Annotated in this window: 15 protein-coding genes; 7 read left to right on the top strand and 8 right to left on the bottom strand. The window is 64.2% G+C overall.

Going from position 1 to position 15,745, the window contains the following annotated elements; genetic code table 11:
- Positions 1 to 20 precede the first annotated feature (20 nt).
- The 8 genes from VCS63_RS10335 to VCS63_RS10300 form a co-directional block, all read right to left on the bottom strand.
- A complete protein-coding gene (locus VCS63_RS10335) occupies positions 21 to 1,154 on the bottom strand; it encodes a hypothetical protein (RefSeq protein WP_323879618.1) in 1,134 nt (377 codons plus the stop codon).
- 80 nt (positions 1,155 to 1,234) lie between these two features.
- Complete coding sequence (locus VCS63_RS10330; protein WP_042796842.1) at positions 1,235 to 2,545, bottom strand: citrate synthase; 1,311 nt, start codon at positions 2,543 to 2,545, stop codon at positions 1,235 to 1,237.
- A gap of 19 nt (positions 2,546 to 2,564) precedes the next feature.
- Entirely contained in the window at positions 2,565 to 2,825 is a 261-nt protein-coding gene (locus tag VCS63_RS10325) for a succinate dehydrogenase assembly factor 2 (protein ID WP_042792453.1), read from the bottom strand.
- 134 nt (positions 2,826 to 2,959) lie between these two features.
- Positions 2,960 to 3,676, bottom strand: coding sequence for a succinate dehydrogenase iron-sulfur subunit (locus tag VCS63_RS10320; RefSeq protein WP_042792452.1), 717 nt, complete (start codon positions 3,674 to 3,676; stop codon positions 2,960 to 2,962).
- An 18-nt stretch (positions 3,677 to 3,694) separates the two neighbouring features.
- Positions 3,695 to 5,461: a succinate dehydrogenase flavoprotein subunit gene (sdhA, locus tag VCS63_RS10315; protein WP_208025194.1), complete on the bottom strand. Its 1,767-nt coding sequence runs from the start codon at positions 5,459 to 5,461 to the stop codon at positions 3,695 to 3,697.
- 15 nt (positions 5,462 to 5,476) lie between these two features.
- Positions 5,477 to 5,860, bottom strand: coding sequence for a succinate dehydrogenase, hydrophobic membrane anchor protein (gene sdhD / locus VCS63_RS10310; RefSeq protein ID WP_013392308.1), 384 nt, complete (start codon positions 5,858 to 5,860; stop codon positions 5,477 to 5,479).
- A complete protein-coding gene (sdhC, locus tag VCS63_RS10305; RefSeq protein WP_013392307.1) occupies positions 5,860 to 6,273 on the bottom strand; it encodes a succinate dehydrogenase, cytochrome b556 subunit in 414 nt (137 codons plus the stop codon). Before sdhC ends, sdhD begins: the two co-directional genes overlap by 1 nt.
- A 121-nt stretch (positions 6,274 to 6,394) precedes the next feature.
- Positions 6,395 to 7,174 (bottom strand): GntR family transcriptional regulator, encoded by a 780-nt coding sequence (locus VCS63_RS10300; protein ID WP_042792450.1) that lies wholly within the window; start codon positions 7,172 to 7,174, stop codon positions 6,395 to 6,397.
- A 391-nt stretch (positions 7,175 to 7,565) separates the two neighbouring features.
- On the opposite strand from VCS63_RS10300, the gene VCS63_RS10295 reads away from it, so the two are divergent.
- The 7 genes from VCS63_RS10295 to VCS63_RS10265 all read left to right on the top strand — a co-directional run bounded on the left by VCS63_RS10295 (position 7,566) and on the right by VCS63_RS10265 (position 15,231).
- The gene (locus tag VCS63_RS10295) at positions 7,566 to 8,555 is read left to right on the top strand and encodes a malate dehydrogenase (RefSeq protein WP_063641901.1); all 990 of its coding nucleotides are present in this window, start codon (positions 7,566 to 7,568) and stop codon (positions 8,553 to 8,555) included.
- Positions 8,556 to 8,806: 251 nt separating this feature from the next.
- Positions 8,807 to 9,697 (top strand): methylisocitrate lyase, encoded by an 891-nt coding sequence (prpB, locus tag VCS63_RS10290; protein WP_042792449.1) that lies wholly within the window; start codon positions 8,807 to 8,809, stop codon positions 9,695 to 9,697.
- Between the two features lie 92 nt (positions 9,698 to 9,789).
- A complete protein-coding gene (gene prpC, locus VCS63_RS10285) occupies positions 9,790 to 10,983 on the top strand; it encodes a bifunctional 2-methylcitrate synthase/citrate synthase (RefSeq protein WP_042792448.1) in 1,194 nt (397 codons plus the stop codon).
- Between the two features lie 70 nt (positions 10,984 to 11,053).
- Entirely contained in the window at positions 11,054 to 12,505 is a 1,452-nt protein-coding gene (locus tag VCS63_RS10280; RefSeq protein ID WP_063961444.1) for a bifunctional 2-methylcitrate dehydratase/aconitate hydratase, read from the top strand.
- A gap of 97 nt (positions 12,506 to 12,602) precedes the next feature.
- Complete coding sequence (locus VCS63_RS10275; RefSeq protein WP_170946302.1) at positions 12,603 to 13,031, top strand: CopD family protein; 429 nt, start codon at positions 12,603 to 12,605, stop codon at positions 13,029 to 13,031.
- Between the two features lie 36 nt (positions 13,032 to 13,067).
- Positions 13,068 to 14,783, top strand: a complete 1,716-nt coding sequence (locus VCS63_RS10270) for a THUMP domain-containing protein (protein ID WP_082900634.1) — start codon at positions 13,068 to 13,070, stop codon at positions 14,781 to 14,783.
- A gap of 259 nt (positions 14,784 to 15,042) precedes the next feature.
- Positions 15,043 to 15,231 carry a hypothetical protein gene (locus VCS63_RS10265; protein WP_006389355.1) on the top strand — a complete coding sequence of 63 codons (189 nt, stop codon included), beginning with the start codon at positions 15,043 to 15,045 and terminating at the stop codon, positions 15,229 to 15,231.
- The last annotated feature ends 514 nt before the right edge of the window (positions 15,232 to 15,745 follow it).

The raw sequence follows: 15,745 nt of genomic DNA, 5'->3' as shown, positions 1-15,745 counted from the left end.
CTGCCGCGAGGCCCTTGCGCTCAAGGGCAGGATGCGCGGCGGCGAGGCTCGGATTCCTCGTCGCCCACAACGAAGGTGGCGAAGTGGAAGACGCCCACCGTGTCGTTCTGGACCACGTCCAAGACCTCGCCGGCCAAGGTCTGCATCACCGACATGCCCTCCGGCACATCGGCCTGGCCGTCGCGTTTGGCGGCCTCGCCATTCCAGGGACTCAGCACCAGCACGCCCGGATACGGTTCGCGTGCATCGCCGCGGCCGCGTCGCATCGACTTCACCTGCGTGCCAGCGGCATAGCTCACGCCGCCGAACCGCGTCGGGCAGGCAAGTTCCGCGTCGCTGACTCGCAGCAGGCGTCGCGTCTCGTCCAGGTACAGCCGCGGCTCGCTCAAGGGCAGCCCGAATATCCGGACGGCCATCGGATTCTTGACCTCGATGCGCCAGTGGTCCGGATCGCGTGAACCGTCGGTATAGACCGTGCCGCTGGAGCCATAGACGATGGACCCCGGCGCGAGGTCCAGGGCTTCGGCGCGATTGCCCGGGCCCAGCACGCACTTGTCGAACGCCGTCATCGCGCCATCGCGCGCCACCTCGAACTCGATATCCTGAGTGGCGTCGCACTGCCAGCCCAGCACCGTCTGGGTGCCCGCGCCGCGCAGGATGACGTTGCGCGGATAGCGGCCCCGCAAGGCGTAGGTTGCGTCGTCATAGTCAGAATTGAGATAACGCCGTGCGCTCGACGCCTGCACGCCATACATGGCCACGGGCTGTGGAAACTCCGCTTCGACATAGGTTTCCAGCTGCCCTTCGTCCTGCAGCTTCAGCCGTGTGCCCGCGGGCATGGCGGTGCCACCGACGGTCGTGGCTTCCTGCAGCGTGACATTGCGGGCTGCCTCGGCGCGGGCGCCTTCCCGCTCGATTTGCCAGATCACCGTCTGCACCCAGGCATAGAAGGCAAACGGCACGGCCAGCACGACGAACACCAGGGATGAGGTCTTCCAGTACTTGCGCACCGTGCGGCGCGCGCCGCCACTGGCGACCAGGACCACGGCCCAGGCCAGCAGCACCAGGCCGGCCAGAAACCCAAGGGAAACAAAAATGTAAAAGCCAGCGGAAGGCAACGCTATCGGAATCATGGCAAGGATGGTACACGCCAAACCATCGCGCCGCGGCCACATGGCGAACGGACAACAAAAAACCGCCCGAAGGCGGTTTCTTGTTCAAGCGAGGCTGCGTATCAACGCTTGTCCATCGGGGGCACGTCGCGCGTGACCGAACCGGTGAACAGCTGGCGCGGACGGCCGATCTTGTAATCGGGATCCGACAGCATTTCGTTCCACTGGGCGATCCAGCCCACCGTGCGGGCCAGCGCGAAGATGGCCGTGAACAGCGAGGTCGGGATGCCGATGGCGCGCTGGACGATACCCGAGTAGAAGTCCACGTTCGGGTACAGCTTGCGCTGCACGAAGTAGGGGTCTTCCAGGGCGATGCGTTCCAGTTCCATGGCCAGCTTGAACAGCGGGTCGTTTTCCAGGCCCAGGGCCGAGAGCACTTCCTTGCAGGTTTCCTGCATCAGCTTGGCGCGCGGGTCGTAGTTCTTGTAGACGCGGTGGCCAAAGCCCATCAGGCGCACGCCCGAGTTCTTGTCCTTGACCTTCTCCATGAACTCGCCAACCTTGGCGATGCCGCCGTTGGCTTGCAGTTCTTCCAGCATCTGCAGGCAAGCTTCGTTGGCGCCGCCGTGAGCCGGGCCCCAAAGGCAAGCCACGCCAGCCGAGATGGCGGCGAACGGGTTCGTGCCCGACGAACCGCACAGGCGGACGGTCGAGGTAGAAGCGTTCTGCTCGTGGTCGGCGTGCAGGATGAAGATGCGGTCCAGCGCGCGCTCGACGACTTCGTTCACCTTGTATTCTTCGCACGGCGTGGCGAACATCATGCGCAGGAAGTTGCCCGTGTAGGACAGGTCATTCTGCGGGTAGATGAACGGTTGGCCTTGCGAGTACTTATAAGCCATCGCGACCAGCGTCGGCATCTTGGCGATCAGGCGGATGGCCGAGATGTGGCGATGCTGCGGGTTCGTGATGTCGGTGGAGTCGTGGTAGAACGCGGACAGCGCGCCGACCAGGCCCGTCAGCACGGCCATCGGGTGCGCATCGCGGCGGAAGCCACGCAGGAAGAAATGCAGCTGCTCGTTCACCATCGTGTGATGGGTCACTTGCGAATCGAAATCGGCCTTCTGGTCCTTGTTGGGCAGTTCGCCGTTCAGGATCAGGTAGCAGATGTCCATGAAGTCGCAATTGACGGCCAATTGCTCGATGGGGTAGCCGCGGTACAGCAGTTCGCCCTTGTCGCCGTCGATGTACGTGATGCCCGATTCGCAGGCAGCGGTGGACATGAAGCCGGGGTCAAACGTGAACATGCCCGTCTGGCCGTACAGCTTGCGGATGTCGATCACATCCGGACCGACCGTACCCTTGTAAACAGGGAACTCAATAGGGGCGCTGCCATCCGAGAAGGATAGAGTGGCTTTTTTGTCAGACAGGTTCATGTTCATTCCTCTCAATTAATCAGAGCGCGCGCATCTGGCCAATAATGCGCCGAAGCCTGGGCGTGTCGAGCGCGCCCTCAAGCTCTTTGCGGGCCAGCAGCAAGTCGAGGAGGTCGTTGTCTCCCATCTCGAAAAGCTGCGTCAATGCCGCCACGTCATCATCGGTGAGTTCGCCCTCGTGGGCGTCCAGATACCGGGTGATGATCAAGTCGTTTTCGAGCAAGCCGCGGCGCGCCCGCCAACGCAAACGCGCCCGCTCCAATTCAGTAAGCTTGCTCATCCTACTTTGCACCTATAAAAGCCCCCACGCCGCACCCGCTACGCGGGCTTGCTGCCCCCCGAGGGGGCATTTTTGCCTTGGGACGGCCCGGCGGCAAGAAAATGCCGCCGGAGGCAAAATGCGCTTAATAAAAACTAGACCGTACGGCGAACCATCAGTTCCTTGATCTTGCCAATCGCCTTGGTCGGGTTCAGTCCCTTGGGACAGACGTCGACGCAGTTCATGATGGTGTGGCAACGGAACAGGCGGTACGGATCATCCAGGCTGTCCAGACGGCTGCCCGTGGCTTCGTCGCGGCTGTCGGCGATGAAGCGGTAGGCTTGCAGCAGGCCGGCCGGGCCGACGAACTTGTCCGGGTTCCACCAGAACGACGGGCAGGAAGTGGAACAGCACGCGCACAGAATGCACTCGTACAGGCCATCCAGCTCTTCGCGCGCCTCGGGCGACTGCAGGCGTTCCTTTTCGGGCGGCGGCGTGTCGTTGATGAGGTACGGGCGGATCGAGTGGTACTGGTTGAAGAAGTGCGTCATGTCCACGATCAGGTCGCGGATGACGGGCAGGCCCGGCAGCGGACGCAGAACGATGGGTTCCTTCAGTTCGCGCAGGTTGGTCGTGCACGCCAGGCCGTTCTTGCCGTTGATGTTCATGGCGTCCGAACCGCACACGCCTTCACGGCACGAGCGGCGCAGGGCCAGGCTGTCATCGACGTCGTTCTTGATGCGCACCAGCGCATCGAGCAGCATCTTGTCGGTCGGCTGGAGTTCGACTTCCAGCTTCTGCATGTAGGGGCGCTCGTCCTTGTCCGGATCGTAGCGGTAGATTTCGAACTTGACGATTCTCTTGGTGCTCATAGTGGGCTCAATCCGGACTTAGAAGGTACGCGCCTTGGGCGGGAAGGACTCGACCGTCAGCGGCTTCATCTGCACGGGCTTGTAATCCAGGCGGCTGCCTTCGGAGTACCACAGCGTGTGCTTCAGCCAGTTTTCGTCATCGCGCGTCGGATGGTCGTCCAGCGCGTGCGCGCCGCGGCTTTCGGTGCGGTTGGCGGCCGACTTGATGGTGGCGCGGGCCACTTCGGTCATGTTCGCCAATTCCAGCGCCTCGACGCGCGCGGTGTTGAACACCTTGGACTTGTCCTTGAAATAGATGTTGTCGGCTTGCTTGGCCAGATCCTCGATCTGGGTCACGCCTTCGTTCAGCAGCTCCAGCGTGCGGAACACGCCGCAGTGACGCTGCATCGAGAAGCGGATGGCATTGCCGATGTCCTGGGTCTTTTCGCCCGAGGTGCGCGATTCCAGCTTGTTGATGCGATCCATCGAGAATTCGACGGCTTGCTGCGGCACGGGCTGATGCGCGTGCTGGCGTTCCGGGTGCGAATTGACGATGTGATTGCCGGTGGCGCGGCCGAACACGATCAGGTCCAGCAGCGAGTTGGTGCCCAGGCGGTTGGCGCCGTGCACCGACACCGCGGCGCATTCGCCGATGGCGTACAGGCCGTTGACGATCTTGTTCTCGCCGTTTTCGCGCGTCAGCACCTGGCCGTGGTAGTTGGCCGGGATGCCGCCCATCTGGTAGTGGATGGTCGGAACGACGGGGATCGGTTCCTTGATCGGGTCCACGTTGCCGAATTTGATGGCGATTTCGCGGATCGAGGGCAGGCGCTTGTTGATGACGTCGGCGCCCAGGTGGTCCAGCTTGAGGACCACGTAGCTGCCGTCCGGACCGCAGCCGCGGCCTTCCTTGATTTCCTGGTCCATCGAACGGGACACGAAGTCGCGCGGGGCCAGGTCCTTCAGCGTGGGCGCATAGCGCTCCATGAAGCGTTCGCCATCCTTGTTCAGCAGGATGCCGCCTTCACCGCGCACGCCTTCGGTGATCAGCACGCCGGCGCCGGCCACGCCGGTCGGGTGGAATTGCCAGAATTCCATGTCCTGCAGCGGGATGCCCGCGCGGGCGGCCATGCCCAGGCCGTCACCGGTGTTGATGAAGGCGTTGGTGGAAGCGGCCCAGATGCGGCCGGCGCCGCCGGTGGCCAGCACCGTGGTCTTGGCTTCCAGGATGTAGATTTCGCCCGTTTCCATTTCCAGGGCGGTCACGCCAACGACGTCGCCCGCTTCGTTGCGCAGCAGGTCCAGCGCCATCCATTCGACGAAGAACTGGGTGCGTGCGGCGACGTTGCGCTGGTAGAGGGTGTGCAGCAGCGCGTGGCCGGTACGGTCGGCAGCGGCACAGGCGCGCTGGACCGGCTTTTCACCGAAGTTGGCGGTGTGGCCGCCGAACGGACGCTGGTAGATGGTGCCGTCGGGGTTGCGGTCGAACGGCATGCCGAAGTGCTCGAGCTCGTACACGGCGTTCGGCGCTTCGCGGCACATGAATTCGATGGCGTCCTGGTCGCCCAGCCAGTCCGAACCCTTGACGGTGTCGTACATGTGCCAGTACCAGTTGTCTTCGCTCATGTTGCCCAGCGAGGCGCTCACGCCGCCCTGTGCGGCAACCGTGTGCGAACGCGTGGGGAACACCTTGGACAGCACTGCAACGGACAGGCCCGCTTGGGACAGTTGCAGCGAACAACGCATGCCGGCTCCACCGGCGCCAACGACCACCACATCAAACTGGCGGCGCGGCAGGGATTTCATGACAGAGACCACGGCTTAAATGCTCCAGAGGATTTGCGCGAAGTAAACGACCGAACCGACCAGCCAGAGGATCGTCAGCACTTGCAGCAGCAGGCGCACGCCCACCGACTTGACGTAGTCCATCCAGATGTCGCGCACACCAATCCAGGCATGCCAGGCCAGCGCAATGAATGCAAGGGTGGCCAGGATCTGGCCAACCGGAAGAACGCCCACGTAGAAATTGAACAGCGCGGTCCAGTGCTCGTACGTGAAGGCCGGCATCATCAGGATGCCGATGAGCAGCACCAGCGTGTACACGGCCATGATGACGGCGGTGATGCGCTGGATGATGAAATCCATGACGCCGTAATGGGCGCCCACGACCAGACGCTTGGGTCCGTAGTTTTTGACGTCGGCCATTACAGCACTCCGAACAGTTTGAGGGCGAACACCAGGGTCAGCGCCAGGCTCACCCCGAAAACCACGCCGGCGCTCTTCTTGGCCGACAGCTTGTCGATGCCGATGTGCAGGTCCAGCAGCAGGTAGCGGATGCCGGCACAGAAGTGGTGCAGATAGCCCCAGATCAGGACCAGGAAGACAAGCTTGACGATCGGGTTGCCAGCGTACGCGGCCACGGCTGCGAACGTCTGCGGCGCGGCCACGCTGGCCGCGAACAGCGGCAGAATGACCAAGGGAAGACAGAGGAACAGCAGCGCGCCGCTGACGCGGTGCAGAATGGACAGCTTGCCGGCCAGGGGCAGGCGGTAGCTGGCGAGTTGCGCAATACCAATATTGCGAAACTGCGGACGTGGCTTGGCAGCGGTGTCGGACATGACGGCCTCGGTGTTTCGGAACTAGGGAATCGTTACGGCGGAAATGCCGTAGCCCTTGCGGGCAAACACGGTATTTTCGCCCAGAGATAGGGTCGGTATCAAATCGTAGGTAAAAAACTCATCAATTCAGACTATTGCGGTAGTGGTATCGATCGGTCAAGTACAACCCCCGGCGAATTTCCATGGGGCGGTCACCATACGTATAAGACACCCTATCCACCTGCAACAACGGCGTCCCGGCGGGAACATTAAGCAACGGACAGACCTCGGCCGGGGCGATCACCGCGCGCAGCTTTTCGTCCGCGCGCACCATGCTCACGCCGAATTCGGATTCGAACAGACCGTAGAGCGGCGCCTTGTTGGCGGTCAACAGCTCCAGGGTCAGTCCACGGAAGATGGATCCAGGCAGCCAGATGTCGTCCACGACGGTGGGCGTCTGCCCCATGGACAGCAGGCGGCGGATCATGACAACGGTTTCGCCGGCCCGCAGGTCCAGGGCGCGCGCGATCTCCGCGGGCGCCCGCAGGCGCCGGCATTCCAGGATGCGGCTTTCGGCCCGGCCGGCCTCGCCTTCGTCATCAGCGGCCAGGCGCAGGAAGCGGTAGCGCACGCGCGCTTCGTGGTGGGTGGCGACGAAAGTGCCCTTGCCCTGGCGGCGAAGCAGCATGTGCTCGGCGGCCAGTTCATCGACCGCCTTGCGCACCGTACCCTGGCTCACCTGGAAACGGGCAGCCAGATCGATTTCGCTGGGGATGAGTTCGCCGGGCTTCCATTCGCCGCGTTCCAGGCTCTGGACAAGCAGATCCTTGATTTGCCGGTAGAGCGGACTGAAAGCGGCCCCCTCGCCCGCCGTACGGGCGGCGCGAATGCGTAAGGAGGTTTCGGGCCGGGGCTCTGCCATGGATCTTTTTGATTGAGTCATGTTTATCCGGGGAAATGGGAAGGCGGCGCAAGGCAGCGAACCCATCCGCAATGCGCTGCTGCCGCCGGTGTTCTGGCTTGATACAGGCGCGCAACTAAAACCAGGTTGCGGCGCATTCGAATAAACGCTCTATTGTGGCATATCGGCCGGGAGGCTGTCCAACGTCTTATGTCTTATATAAGATAGAAGAGCAATTGACGGACACGTAAATTCGATCTAGGATTCAACGCTGCCCGGGCTCCGCGCCTGCCACTGTGCGCACCGCTGAATACGCCGCTGCGCACACCGTTGCACCCGCGTCGATTTTCACGCCCAACGATTACACTGATTGGTGAGATTTTTTCTCGCCAAACCATTACGGAGAACGTCCATGTCCAAGCCTGCCTTGCGTGTCGCCGTCACCGGCGCCGCCGGCCAAATCGGTTACGCACTGCTATTCCGCATCGCCTCGGGCGAAATGCTGGGTAAAGATCAACCCGTCATCCTGCAACTGCTGGAAATCCCCGACGAGAAAGCGCAAAAGGCCCTGAAGGGCGTCATCATGGAACTGGATGACTGCGCCTTCCCGCTGCTGCAAGAAGTCACCGCCCACAGCGACCCGCGCACCGCATTCAAGGACGCCGACGTGGCCCTGCTGGTTGGCGCCCGCCCGCGCGGCCCCGGCATGGAACGCAAGGACCTGCTGTCGGTCAACGCCCAGATCTTCACGGCCCAGGGCAAGGCCCTGAACGACGTCGCCAGCCGCAACGTCAAGGTCCTGGTCGTCGGCAACCCGGCCAACACCAACGCCTACATCGCCATGAAGTCGGCGCCGGACCTGCCCGCCAAGAACTTCACCGCCATGCTGCGCCTGGACCACAACCGCGCCCTGTCGCAACTGGCTGCCAAGTCCGGCAAGGCCGTCGCCGACATCGAAAAGCTGGTCGTGTGGGGCAACCACTCGCCCACGATGTACCCCGACTACCGCTTCGCCACCGTCGGCGGCGAATCGCTGTCCAAGCTGATCAACGACGACGCCTGGAACCGCGACACGTTCATCCCCACGGTGGGCAAGCGCGGCGCCGCCATCATCGAAGCCCGCGGCCTGTCCTCGGCCGCTTCGGCCGCCAACGCCGCCATCGACCACGTCCGTGACTGGGTCCTGGGCAGCAACGGCAAGTGGGTCACGATGGGCATCCCGTCCGACGGCTCCTACGGCATCCCCGAAGGCATCATCTACGGCGTGCCGGTCATCACCGAAAACGGCGAGTACAAGCGTGTCGAAGGCCTGGAAATCGACGCCTTCTCGCGCGAGCGCCTGGACTTCACGCTGAAAGAGCTCCTCGAAGAGCGCGACGGCGTCAAGGACCTGCTGAAGTAAGCAGCGCACGAGTAAAGAATTGGGCCCGTTTGCGCGGGCCCAATTCCTAAGCAAGACCGAAACATAAACCTGTCCCTTTGCTCCTCGGCAAGGAATGTCGCGAAGGGGACAGATTTATTTTCCGGGCCCGCGGTAAGGTCAGGAATCAGGACGGGACACGTCCCGTCCGGGCCTGCCGCCCGCCAGTCCGCAGTCCAGTCGTTCCATCCGGGGCCCATGAAAACACCCGGTCCAAGTTACGGAGACCACCCATGTCCAGACCCGAATCCGCCGGCGCCCTCTTTCGCCGCGCACTTGCCGAAGAAAGCCCCCTGCAGATCATCGGCGCCATCAACGCCAACCACGCACTGCTGGCCAAGCGCGCCGGCTACCGCGCCATCTATCTGTCCGGCGGCGGCGTCGCGGCCGGCTCCCTGGGCCTGCCCGACCTGGGTATCAACACGATGGATGACGTCCTGACCGATGTGCGCCGCATCACCGACGTCTGCGACGTGCCGCTGGTGGTGGATATCGACACCGGTTTCGGCCCGTCGGCGTTCAACATCGCCCGCAGCGTCAAGAGCCTGATCAAGTTCGGCGCCGCCGCCTGCCACATCGAAGACCAGGTCGGCGCCAAGCGCTGCGGCCATCGCCCCGGCAAGGAAATCGTTTCCACCGAAGAAATGGCAGACCGCGTCAAGGCCGCGGCCGACGCCCGCACCGACACCGATTTCTACCTGATCGCGCGCACCGACGCGATCGCCTCGCATGGCGTGGATGCCGCCATCGAGCGCGCACTGGCCTGCGTGGAAGCGGGCGCTGACGCGATCTTCGCCGAAGCCGCCTACGACCTGCCCACCTACGACCGCTTCGTCAAGGCGGTCAAGGTGCCGGTGCTGGCCAACATCACCGAATTCGGCAAGACGCCGCTGTTCTCGGTGGAAGAACTGAAGAGCGTGGGCGTAGGCATGGTGCTCTACCCGCTGTCGGCCTTCCGCGCCATGAACAAGGCCGCCGAAGCGGTCTACACCGCCATCCGCCGCGACGGCCACCAGAAGAACGTGGTCGACCTGATGCAGACGCGCGAAGAACTGTACGACCGCATCGGCTACCACGAGTTCGAATCCAGGCTGGACGCGCTTTTCCAGAAAGGCAAGGCTTAAGCAAGCCCTTGTTTCCGGCGCCGCGGCAGCTGCCCGGCGCCTTGCATGCCCACCCCATAGCAACGACCATCGCGAAAGCAAGGAGTAGAGACATGAGCACGGCTCCCAAGAAGCAAGTGGCCAAGACGGACGCCCAGCCGGAAGAAAAAGCCGGCTTCAAGCCCAAGAAGTCGGTTGCGCTGTCCGGCGTCGTCGCCGGCAACACCGCACTTTGCACGGTCGGCCGCAGCGGCAACGACCTGCACTACCGCGGCTACGACATCCTGGACATCGCCGACGCCAGCGAGTTCGAGGAAATCGCCCACTTGCTCGTCCACGGCAAGCTGCCGAACAAGGCCGAACTGAAGGCCTACAAGGAAAAGCTGCGCAGCCTGCGCGGCCTGCCCGCCCAGCTGCAAGCCGCGCTGGAAGCCCTGCCCGCCGCCAGCCACCCGATGGACGTGATGCGCACCGCCGTGTCGGTGCTGGGCTGCGTGCTGCCTGAAAAGGACGACCACAACACCCCTGGCGCGCGCGACATCGCCGACCGCCTGATGGCCAACCTGGGTTCTGCCCTGCTGTACTGGTACCACTACAGCCACAATGGCCGCATCATCGACGTGCAGACGGACGACGACAGCATCGGCGGCCACTTCCTGCACTTGCTGCACGGCGAAAAGCCCAGCGACGAGTGGGTCAAGGCCATGCACATCTCGCTGAACCTGTACGCCGAACACGAGTTCAATGCGTCCACGTTCACCGCCCGCGTCATCGCCGGCACCGGCTCGGACATGTTCTCCGCCATCTCGGGCGCCATCGGCGCGCTGCGCGGCCCCAAGCACGGCGGCGCCAACGAAGTGGCCTTCGACGTGCAGAAGCGCTATGAAACCCCGGACGAGGCCGAGGCCGACATCCGCCGCCGCGTCGAAGCCAAGGAAGTTATCATCGGCTTTGGCCACCCGGTCTACACCGTGTCCGACCCGCGCAACAAGGTCATCAAGGAAGTGGCCAAGAAGCTGTCCAAGAAGGCCGGCAGCACCAAGATGTTCGACATCGCCGAACGCTTGGAAACGGTCATGTGGGACATCAAGAAAATGTTCCCCAACCTGGACTGGTTCTCGGCTGTCAGCTACCACATGATGGGAGTCCCCACCGCCATGTTCACGCCGTTGTTCGTCATCGCGCGCACGGCGGGCTGGTCGGCCCACATCATCGAGCAGCGCATCGACAACAAGATCATCCGCCCCACCGCCAATTACGTGGGCCCGGAAGACCAGAAGTTCGTGCCGCTGGAAAAGCGCAAGTAAGCCACGGCACAAGGGCGCGGACGAGGGCACGGCATGGCCACCTGTATTCATTCCATGGAGAGGTACCGCTATGTCTGCCCCGATCTCCAACGTCCGTCCCGATCCCGACCTGGTTCTGGTCGATATCGCCGACTACGTCCTGAAGTATGAAATCCAGAGCGGCCTGGCGTACGAAACGGCGCGCAACTGCCTGATCGACACGCTGGGCTGCGGCCTGGAAGCGCTGGAGTATCCCGCGTGCAAGAAACTGCTGGGGCCCATCATCCCCGGCACGGCAGTGCCCCACGGCGCCAAGGTGCCGGGCACGCAATTCCAGCTCGATCCAGTGCAGGCCGCGTTCAACATCGGCACGATGATCCGCTGGCTGGACTTCAACGACACCTGGCTGGCCGCCGAATGGGGCCACCCGTCCGACAACCTGGGCGGCATCCTCGCGACCGCCGACTGGCTGTCCCGCACCGCGGTCGCCGCGGGCAGGCCTCCCCTGCTGATGCGCGATGTGCTGACCGGCATGATCAAGGCGCATGAAATCCAGGGCTGCATCGCGCTCGAAAACTCCTTCAACAAGGTCGGCCTGGACCACGTCGTTCTGGTGAAAGTTGCCTCCACCGCCGTGGTGGCGCAAATGCTGGGCCTGAGCCGCGAGGAAGTGATCAACGCGGTGTCGCTGGCCTGGGTCGACGGCCAGAGCCTGCGTACCTATCGCCACGCGCCCAATACCGGCAGCCGCAAGAGCTGGGCGGCGGGCGACGCCACCAGCCGCGCCGTGCGCCTGGCGCTCATCGCCAGGACCGGCGAAATGGGCTATCCGTCCGTGCTGACGGCCAAGACCTGGGGCTTCTACGACGTGCTGTTCAAGGGCCAGCCGTTCCGGTTCCAGCGCCCCTACGGCAGCTATGTAATGGAGAACGTGCTGTTCAAGATTTCGTTCCCGGCCGAGTTCCACGCCCAGACCGCCGTGGAATGCGCCATGGAGCTCCATGGCCGGCTGAAAGCAGCCGGCAAAAGCGCCGACGACATCGCGAAAATCACGATACGCACGCACGAAGCCTGCATCCGCATCATCGACAAGAAGGGACCGCTGGCCAATCCGGCCGACCGGGACCACTGCATCCAGTACATGGTGGCGGTGCCGACGCTATTCGGCCGCCTGACCGCGGCCGACTACGAAGATGAGGTCGCGCGGGATCCGCGCATCGACGCGCTGCGCGACAAGATCGTCTGCGTGGAAGATCCCGCCTATACCCGGGATTATCACGACCCCGACAAGCGCTCGATCGCCAACGCGCTCACAGTGGAGTTCAAGGACGGCACGCGCATGGGCGAAATCGTCTGCGAGTACCCCATCGGCCATAAGCGCCGCCGTGCCGAGGGCATACCGCTGCTGGAAGCCAAGTTCCGCACGAATCTGGCGCGCATGTTCCCGGTCCGCCAGCAGGACCGCATCCTGCAGATCTCGCTTGACCAGGAACGGTTGGAATCCATGCCCGTCCACGAATACGTCGACCTGTACGTGATCTGAGGCCTATCCGGCAAAGCCCTGCCCGCAGGGCTTTGCTTGAGGCCGCCTGGCGCGAGGGCGCAGCTTACAATGCGGCTTTCCTCGACTGGATCGCGCCATGGCCATGCTTTGGGTCAAGACCTTTCATATTGTCTTTATCGCTTCCTGGTTTGCCGGCCTGTTCTATCTGCCGCGCATTTTCGTGAACCTGGCGCAGCAATCGGACCCCGCGGTCCAGACCACCCTGCTGGGCATGGCGCGCCGCCTGTACCGCTTCACCACCATCCTGGCCGTCGTCGCAGTTGTCTTCGGCATGTGGCTGTACCTGGGTTACGGCATCGGAGTCGGCCCCGGCAATGGCTGGATGCACGCCAAGCTCTTTTTCGTCCTGCTCGTCATCGGCTACCATCACGCCTGTGGCCTGATGCTGCGCAAATTCGAACAGGGTAAAAACACCCGTTCCCACAAGTTCTATCGCTGGTTCAACGAAGTTCCCGTCTTGCTGCTCTTGGTGGTGGTGGCGCTGGTCGTCGTCAAACCCTTCTGATACCCCCTCTACCTTTGCACATTCGCCAGGATTCGTATGTCCTCTGATGAACAGGACCGCCCGCGCAAGACGCTGACGATCAAGAAAACGGCGCGTGACGCCCACGCCGCCGAGGCGCCCAAGCGCACCCGCTCGGGCGCACGCGCCCGCCTGGTGGCGCAGCAAGAGCGCACCAAGGAAAATATCGAACGCCAGAAGGATCCCGCCGCCTATCAGCGCCGCAAGGACGAGGAAGCCCGAGGTCCGCGCGGCGCCAGCCGCGGCCAGCCCTCGCGCGACGCAGCGGACCGGCCGGCTGCGAGCCGCAAGCGTCCTGACGGCCCGCGGCGCGAAGCCGAGCCAGGCGGCCGCTCCGGCCGGGTCCCTCAGCGTGCGCCGCGCCTGCGCGACGATCAGTACATCGCGCCAGCCACGCCGGCGGGTCGTTTCTACGACCCGTTCGAAGACGACGGCCCTGCCCCCGAATTCCCCGCCGAATCCGACCACGCGCTGGAGTCGGACGCCGCCGAAGCCGGCTACCCCGATCATGGCCGCGACGAACACCGCGGCAAGCGCGAACCCTCAGTAGAGGTTCGCAGCCGCCGGCCGCGCGAAACCCGCCAGGCGGAAGTGTTTCCCATCTTCGCCCCCTGCCCGCAAGGGCTGGAAGAAGCGCTGACGGCGGAAATGCAGGCGCTGGGCTTCGAGGATGCCCGGGCCGGCCGCGCCGGCTGTTCCTTTACCGCCGACTGGTCGGGAGTCCAGCGCGCCAACCTGTATTCGCGTCTGGCAACCCGCATCCTGGTACAGGTGGCGCATGCCGAGATTTCGCACGAAGACGACATCCTGGATCTGGCCCGCGACACCCCCTGGGAGCGCTGGTTCGGCGCCGAGCAGACCCTGCGCGTGGACACCTCCGCCATCAAGAGCCCGGTGCAGAGCTTGCAGTACTGCAATCTGCGCGCCAAGGACGGCATCTGCGACCGCCTGCGCGACCTGGAAGGCGAGCGCCCGAGCATCGACACGGTGCGTCCGGATGCTCGCGTGCACCTGTTCCTGACCGGACATACGGCCACGCTGTACCTGGACACCTCGGGTGAATCGTTGTTCAAGCGCGGCTGGCGCCTGGACAAGGGCGAAGCGCCGCTGCGCGAGAACCTTGCCGCCGGCATGCTGGCCTTGGCAGGCTGGGATCCGGCAGCGCCGCTGCTGGATCCATTCTGCGGATCCGGCACCATACTCATCGAGGCCGCCTGGATCGCGCTGGGCGTGCCCCCGGGCATCTCGCGTCCGTTCGGTTTCGAGCGCTTGCGCGGACATGATGCCTATCGCTGGCGCGACCTGAAGGACGACGCCCGCTCACGCATCCTGCCGCAACTGGACGCGCCGCTGGTCGGCTACGACCTGGACCCGCGCGCCATCGAGTTCGCCCGCAACAACGCCGAGCGCGCCTGGCTGACGGAAGACTCCATCCGGTTTGAGGTCGGCGATGCCCGCCACGTAACGGCACCCGCCGAGCACGGTTGGATCGTAACCAACCCGCCCTATGGCGAGCGTATGGGGACGGAACAAGATGCAGATCTTTGGCGCGACTGGGCGACCTGCCTGAAGCGCAATTTCGCCGGCTGGCAGTTGCACGTCATCACGAGCGATCTGACGCTGCCCAATCAGCTGCGCCTGAAGCCCAAGCGCCGAGTACCCCTGCATAACGGCTCGTTGGACTGCCGCCTGTTCGGCTTCGAGCTGGTCGCCGCCGGCTATCGCGACGCCTGAGGGCGCCGCGTCCGGGAGGCCCTCGCCCCACGGACGCGCCTCCCTCATCCCTCTGCCGACTTGGCACCGCCCGTTGTAAAAGCGCCGCAACATGGGCGGCGTATCTTTGCTTATGGTGTTCCCCCGCATCATTTGGGAGCATCATCGCACCAGGGTGTTGCCAATATGCACCGGCCACTTGCACAAGTTCAGGGTTAACCCCTATAATTCGGGTTATCCCTAGTAGCTAAACAAACAGTGCAAGCCCGTGGAGGCTATTGTGATCAACCCGAACAACACCATCCGCCTGACCGACGAACTCGAGCGCCAACTGATGCTCCAGGCTATTGAAGAACAATTCCGTCCGCATCCGATGCGGGCTTTGGCCGCCGGCCTGCGTAAGCTGGCCCACGGCATCCGTGCCCTGGCTGGCAAGACGAGCGCCAAGAACGCGCACTCCGCCGCCTAAGCAAGGCCCCAGGCTTTCGGCCTGAACAGTTTTCCCCTTGGGGGCTGCACAGCCCCTTTTAAGACCCGCCCTTACCGGCGGGTTTTTTTTGCCCCCACGCTGCGCGCGCGTTGCGCGCTTGCTGCCCCCCGAGGGGGCTGGCCCGCCTTGGGGCGGCCCGGCGGCGGGCCGGCTGTTCTAGCGGGGACCGAACAAGCGCTCCGGCGGACTGCGCGCGCGTTGCTTTTGCCCCCACGCTGCGCGCGCGTTGCGCGCTTGCTGCCCCCCGAGGGGGCTGGCCCGCCTTGGGGCGGCCCGGCGGCGGGCCGGCTGTTCTAGCCCGGACCAACAGCCGCTCCGCGTTGCGCGCTTGCTGCCCCCCGAGGGGGCTGGCCCGCCTTGGGGCGGCCCGGCGGCGGGCCGGCTGTTCTAGCCCGGACCAACAGCCGCTCCGCGTTGCGCGCTTGCTGCCCCCCGAGGGGGCTGGCCCGCCTTGGGGCGGCCCGGCGGCGGGCCGGCTGTTCTAGCGGGGACC

The organism is Achromobacter sp. D10 (genome assembly GCF_035282245.1).
GTDB classification, from domain to species: Bacteria; Pseudomonadota; Gammaproteobacteria; order Burkholderiales; family Burkholderiaceae_B; genus Achromobacter; species Achromobacter insolitus.
This window is presented reverse-complemented; position numbering and strand designations above follow the sequence as displayed.

Excerpts from the sequence above, each read along its gene's own strand:
- VCS63_RS10270 (WP_082900634.1), top strand. The coding sequence starts at position 13,068 with ATGTCCTCTGATGAACAGGACCGCCCGCGCAAGACGCTGACGATCAAG.
- VCS63_RS10320 (WP_042792452.1), bottom strand. The coding sequence starts at position 3,676 with ATGAGCACCAAGAGAATCGTCAAGTTCGAAATCTACCGCTACGATCCG.
- sdhD (WP_013392308.1), bottom strand. The coding sequence starts at position 5,860 with ATGGCCGACGTCAAAAACTACGGACCCAAGCGTCTGGTCGTGGGCGCC.
- VCS63_RS10295 (WP_063641901.1), top strand. The coding sequence starts at position 7,566 with ATGTCCAAGCCTGCCTTGCGTGTCGCCGTCACCGGCGCCGCCGGCCAA.
- VCS63_RS10280 (WP_063961444.1), top strand. The coding sequence starts at position 11,054 with ATGTCTGCCCCGATCTCCAACGTCCGTCCCGATCCCGACCTGGTTCTG.
- VCS63_RS10300 (WP_042792450.1), bottom strand. The coding sequence starts at position 7,174 with ATGGCAGAGCCCCGGCCCGAAACCTCCTTACGCATTCGCGCCGCCCGT.
- sdhC (WP_013392307.1), bottom strand. The coding sequence starts at position 6,273 with ATGTCCGACACCGCTGCCAAGCCACGTCCGCAGTTTCGCAATATTGGT.
- prpC (WP_042792448.1), top strand. The coding sequence starts at position 9,790 with ATGAGCACGGCTCCCAAGAAGCAAGTGGCCAAGACGGACGCCCAGCCG.
- VCS63_RS10325 (WP_042792453.1), bottom strand. The coding sequence starts at position 2,825 with ATGAGCAAGCTTACTGAATTGGAGCGGGCGCGTTTGCGTTGGCGGGCG.
- VCS63_RS10275 (WP_170946302.1), top strand. The coding sequence starts at position 12,603 with ATGGCCATGCTTTGGGTCAAGACCTTTCATATTGTCTTTATCGCTTCC.
- prpB (WP_042792449.1), top strand. The coding sequence starts at position 8,807 with ATGTCCAGACCCGAATCCGCCGGCGCCCTCTTTCGCCGCGCACTTGCC.
- sdhA (WP_208025194.1), bottom strand. The coding sequence starts at position 5,461 with ATGAAATCCCTGCCGCGCCGCCAGTTTGATGTGGTGGTCGTTGGCGCC.
- VCS63_RS10330 (WP_042796842.1), bottom strand. The coding sequence starts at position 2,545 with ATGAACCTGTCTGACAAAAAAGCCACTCTATCCTTCTCGGATGGCAGC.